Here is a 5,607-nt window from a genome sequence, read left to right on the forward strand (position 1 = left end):
GTGTTGGCGCTACCTATCTTCCCGGGCCGTCGCCAGCCAAGTATTGTCAGCAGGAACGAGCTTAACTGCCGTGTTCGGAATGGGAACGGGTGGACCCTCGCCCTAATCAGCACCAACTCTATGTCATCCGGTCTTGCCGGAGAACAAACTGTATTATATTGTATTTCGCTTCCCTTGTCAAGAACTTTCGCCCTTGAAAAGTCTGGTGACCCGTACCGGATTCGAACCGATGTTAACGGCGTGAGAGGCCGCTGTCTTAACCACTTGACCAACGGGCCATGGTGCACCTTCACGGACTCGAACCGGGGACCCACTGATTAAGAGTCAGTTGCTCTACCAACTGAGCTAAAGGTGCAAATCCCTTGAGCATGCTTCCCTGCACCCTCAAAACCGAACAATGTGACGCCGCTTTCAGGCTCGCCTGCTTTCTCGTAGGTCAAGCCCTCGGGCGATTAGTACCGGTCAGCTCCATACATTACTGCACTTCCACCTCCGGCCTATCTACCAGGTAGTCTTCCTGGGCCCTTACCCTCTTTCGAGGTGAGAGATCTCATCTTAGGGGGAGTTTCACGCTTAGATGCTTTCAGCGTTTATCTCGTCCGTACTTAGCTACCCAGCTATGCCCTTGGCAGGACAACTGGTGCACCAGAGGTACGTCCATCCCGGTCCTCTCGTACTAAGGACAGCTCCCTTCAAATCTCTTCCGCCCGCAACAGATAGGGACCGAACTGTCTCACGACGTTCTGAACCCAGCTCGCGTGCCACTTTAATCGGCGAACAGCCGAACCCTTGGGACCGAATTCAGCCCCAGGATGTGACGAGCCGACATCGAGGTGCCAAACCTCCCCGTCGCTGTGGACGCTTGGGGGAGATCAGCCTGTTATCCCCAGGGTAGCTTTTATCCGTTGAGCGATGGCATTTCCACTCACATACCACCGGATCACTAACTCCAACTTTCGTTACTGCTCGACCCGTCGGTCTCGCAGTTAGGCTGGCTTCTACGTTTACACTCACTGCACGATTTCCGTCCGTGCTGAGCCAACCTTTGAGCGCCTCCGTTACTCTTTAGGAGGCGACCGCCCCAGTCAAACTGCCCGCCTAACAGTGTCCCCCGACCGGATTCACGGCCGCAGGTTAGAAATTCAGCAATCCAAGAGTGGTATCCCACCGGCGGCTCCACAGGAGCTGACGCCCCTGCTTCCAAGCCTCCCACCTATCCTGTACATGGGTTACCGAATTCCAGTATTAAGCTGCAGTAAAGCTCCATGGGGTCTTTCCGTCTAGTTGCGGGTAACTGGTATCTTCACCAGTACTACAATTTCGCCGGGCGGGCTGTTGAGACAGTGCCCAAATCATTACGCCTTTCGTGCGGGTCAGAACTTACCTGACAAGGAATTTCGCTACCTTAGGACCGTTATAGTTACGGCCGCCGTTTACCGGGGCTTCAATTCAATGCTTCGCTTGCGCTGACATCTCCTCTTAACCTTCCGGCACCGGGCAGGCGTCAGCCCATATACGTCATCTTTCGATTTAGCATAGACCTGTGTTTTTGGTAAACAGTTGCTTGGGCCTTTTCACTGCGGCCTCTTTCGAGGCTCCCCTTATTCCGAAGTTACGGGGTCAACTTGCCGAGTTCCTTAACAACCCTTCTCCCGTTGGCCTTAGGATTCTCTCCTCATCTACCTGTGTCGGTTTGCGGTACGGGCACCTTAGTATCCATCAGAGCTTTTCTCGCCTCTCAGCATCGCGGACTTCGCTACTATATTTTCGCTCCCTTTCGCCCGGGTCAACCAACGCCCGGGTTCCGCTATCCAAAAGTGTCCCTCTGACTTAAAGTTCGGTGGCTACGGAATTTCTACCGTATGTGCATCGACTACGCCTTTCGGCCTCGCCTTAGCTCCCGGCTTACCTTGGGCGGACGAACCTTCCCCAAGAAACCTTAGATTTTCGGCCATTATGATTCCCACATAATTCTCGCTACTCATTCCGGCATTCTCACTTCCATGCAGTCCACCGCTGCTTTCGCTACGACTTCACCCCACATGGAACGCTCCCCTACCACTGTCTTACGACAATCCTAAGCTTCGGTTAGATGCTTAGCCCCGTTACATTTTCCGCGCAGAGTCACTCGACCAGTGAGCTATTACGCACTCTTTTAATGAGTGGCTGCTTCTAAGCCAACATCCTGGTTGTTTTCGCAACTCCACATCGTTTTCCACTTAGCATCTATTCGGGACCTTAGCTGTAGGTCTGGGCTGTTTCCCTTTTGACAATGAAACTTATCTCACACTGTCTGACTGCTATGCATCAATTAGCCGGCATTCTTAGTTTGATAGGCGTTGGTAACCTTATCGGCCCCGCTACCATTCAGTGCTTTACCTCCGGTAATCTAACATAACGCTAGCCCTAAAGCTATTTCGGGGAGAACCAGCTATCTCCGAGTTCGATTGGAATTTCACCGCTACCCACAAGTCATCCGCCACCATTGCAACGGGGGTCGGTTCGGTCCTCCATGGGGTTTCACCCCCACTTCAACCTGCTCATGGGTAGGTCACCCGGTTTCGGGTCTATGGCAACGAACTTTACGCCCTATTCAGACTCGCTCTCGCTTCGCCTCCGGCACTGAATGCCTTAAGCTCGCTCGTTACTATAACTCGCCGGACCGTTCTACAAAAAGTACGCCATCACACGTTAACGTGCTTTGACAGCTTGTAAGCACAAGGTTTCAGGTTCTCTTTCACTCCCCTCCCGGGGTCCTTTTCACCTTTCCCTCACGGTACTGCTCCTCTATCGGTCATCAGGTAGTATTTAGGCTTGGAGGGTGGTCCCCCCTGTTTCCCACGGGGTTTCACGTGTCCCGCGGTACTCTGGATTCAGTCGCACGGCCTTCTCTTTCGGATACGGGGCTCTCACCCTCTGTGGCGGGCCTTCCCAGACCCTTCTCCTAGATAACTTCCGCTAAATGACTGTCCGCAACCCCGAGGAATAAATCCCTCGGTTTGGCCTCTTCCGCGTTCGCTCGCCACTACTTGCGGAATCTCGGTTGATGTCTCTTCCTCGCCCTACTTAGATGTTTCAGTTCAGGCGGTTCCCTTCCTACGCCTATTTTGTTCAACGCAGGATGACTGGATATTGTCCAGCCGGGTTGCCCCATTCGGATATCCCCGGATCAATGGATATTTGCTCCTCCCCGAGGCTTTTCGCAGCTTGTCACGTCCTTCTTCGGCTCCTGATGCCAAGGCATTCCCCTTGCGCTCTTTCCAGCTTGACCTATCGCCGTTCTCACAGCGACTTGTCAGAGAATTCTTGGTTCTCTTTGAGAATTATGCAGGCTTTACAAAGATCGAAATTGTATGTCACCCTGCATCCTTTCGGATGCTGTTCCACAATCAATTTGTTTCCTCTGTGTCTCCACAGAGAAACCTCTCTGTTGCCTTACTTGCTTTTGTCACATTGTTCAGTTTTCAAGGTGCAGATCGCCGTCCGCAAGCTTTCGCTTGTCTCCGGCACAGCTTCCAACCGCTTTTGCAGTCAGATTTGAAGATCCGATCTTTCGATCAGGTCTTCAAATCCAAAGGCAAATCGCCTGGTGGGCCCGAGTGGGCTCGAACCACCGACCTTACGATTATCAGTCGTACGCTCTAGCCAGCTGAGCTACGGGCCCTCGTCTTGGACGAGGTGACGCTTTATTCTCTTGGTGGAGATAGTCGGGTTCGAACCGGCGACCTCCTGCTTGCAAGGCAGGCGCTCTCCCAGCTGAGCTATATCCCCTTCTATCTCCCGGCGTACGCCCTCTAAATTAAACAACGTAACTCTTTTTCCGCTCCAGCTGACCAGGAATTCCAGGCAGAGCTTGCTCTGCCCAGGTCTCCTTAGAAAGGAGGTGATCCAGCCGCACCTTCCGATACGGCTACCTTGTTACGACTTCACCCCAATTATCGAACCCACCTTCGGCCGCGCCCTCCTTGCGGTTAGGCTACGGACTTCGGGTGTTCCCGACTCTCATGGTGTGACGGGCGGTGTGTACAAGGCCCGGGAACGTATTCACCGCGGCATGCTGATCCGCGATTACTAGCGATTCCGACTTCACGCAGGCGGGTTGCAGCCTGCGATCCGAACTGGGACGGCTTTTGGGGGTTTGCTCTGCCTCGCGGCTTTGCCTCCCTCTGTTGACCGCCATTGTATTACGTGTGTAGCCCAGGACATAAGGGGCATGATGATTTGACGTCGTCCCCACCTTCCTCCGTTTTGTCAACGGCAGTCTCGCTAGAGTGCTCTTGCGTAGCAACTAACAATAGGGGTTGCGCTCGTTGCGGGACTTAACCCAACATCTCACGACACGAGCTGACGACAACCATGCACCACCTGTCTCTACTTTCCCCGAAGGGCACCTGATGTATCTCTACTTCGTTAGTAGGATGTCAAGCCCTGGTAAGGTTCTTCGCGTTGCTTCGAATTAAACCACATAATCCACCGCTTGTGCGGGCCCCCGTCAATTCCTTTGAGTTTCAACCTTGCGATCGTACTCCCCAGGTGGGATACTTATTGTGTTAACTGCGGCACGCAGGGGGTCAGTCCCCGCACACCTAGTATCCATCGTTTACAGCGTGGACTACCAGGGTATCTAATCCTGTTTGCTCCCCACGCTTTCGCGCCTCACCGTCAGTTGCCGTCCAGTTATCCGCCTTCGCCACTGGTGTTCTTCCTTATATCTACGCATTTCACCGCTACACAAGGAATTCCGATAACCTCTCCGGTACTCAAGACCTACAGTTTCAAATGCAGTTTGGAGGTTAAGCCTCCAGATTTCACATCTGACTTGCCGGCCCGGCTGCACGCCCTTTACACCCAGTAAATCCGGACAACGCTTGCCACCTACGTATTACCGCGGCTGCTGGCACGTAGTTAGCCGTGGCTTATTCGTCAGGTACCGTCTTCTACTCTTCCCTGACAAAAGAAGTTTACAACCCGAAAGCCTTCTTCCTTCACGCGGCGTTGCTGGGTCAGACTTGCGTCCATTGCCCAATATTCCCCACTGCTGCCTCCCGTAGGAGTCTGGGCCGTATCTCAGTCCCAATGTGGCCGGTCAACCTCTCAGTCCGGCTACTGATCGTCGCCATGGTGGGCCGTTACCCCACCATCTAGCTAATCAGACGCGAGGCCATCTTCCAGCGATAAAATCTTTGACATGCCCGGGATGCCCCGGTCATGCGTCATGCGGTATTAGCAGTCGTTTCCAACTGTTGTCCCCCTCTGGAAGGTAGGTTCCTCACGCGTTACTCACCAGTCCGCCACTAAGCATTCCTATCATTTGGCCGAAACCTCAGTCAAGGGTGCTCCGTTCGACTTGCATGTGTTAAGCACGCCGCCAGCGTTCGTCCTGAGCCAGGATCAAACTCTCTATAAAATGGTATCTAAACGAACCGTAGTCCGTTCAAACCTTCATAGAGCTATTTGTCATAGCTTCATTTCTCCATCCCACCGGTAATTGACTCAACCCAGTGAGACGGCTTTGTCCTTTGGCAAACTCACCTAAATGAGCTCGCCTTCTGGTGCTTCCTTTTCGTTACGTTGTTTAATTTACAAGGTGCACGCCGTTCCCGGCGG

At 53.3% G+C, this 5,607-nt stretch carries 4 tRNA genes and 3 rRNA genes; all 7 read right to left on the minus strand.

From position 1 onward, the window contains the following. Position 1: 1 nt before the first annotated feature. A 5S ribosomal RNA gene (rrf, locus tag HMPREF1546_RS16895) occupies positions 2-117 on the minus strand. Between the two features lie 86 nt (positions 118-203). Next, positions 204-278: transfer RNA gene (locus HMPREF1546_RS16900), tRNA-Glu, on the minus strand. A gap of 1 nt (position 279) precedes the next feature. Further along, positions 280-355 (minus strand) — tRNA-Lys (locus HMPREF1546_RS16905). A 77-nt stretch (positions 356-432) separates the two neighbouring features. Beyond that, positions 433-3,271 (minus strand): 23S ribosomal RNA (locus tag HMPREF1546_RS16910). 316 nt (positions 3,272-3,587) lie between these two features. Then, positions 3,588-3,664 (minus strand) — tRNA-Ile (locus HMPREF1546_RS16915). 31 nt (positions 3,665-3,695) lie between these two features. Beyond that, positions 3,696-3,771, minus strand: a tRNA-Ala gene (locus tag HMPREF1546_RS16920). Between the two features lie 105 nt (positions 3,772-3,876). Next, a 16S ribosomal RNA gene (locus HMPREF1546_RS16925) occupies positions 3,877-5,407 on the minus strand. Together the 16S, 23S and 5S rRNA genes with 4 tRNA genes alongside form the textbook arrangement of a ribosomal RNA operon. Positions 5,408-5,607 lie beyond the last annotated feature (200 nt).

Source organism: Oscillibacter sp. KLE 1745 (assembly GCF_000469445.2).
Taxonomy (GTDB): domain Bacteria; phylum Bacillota; class Clostridia; order Oscillospirales; family Oscillospiraceae; genus Oscillibacter; species Oscillibacter welbionis.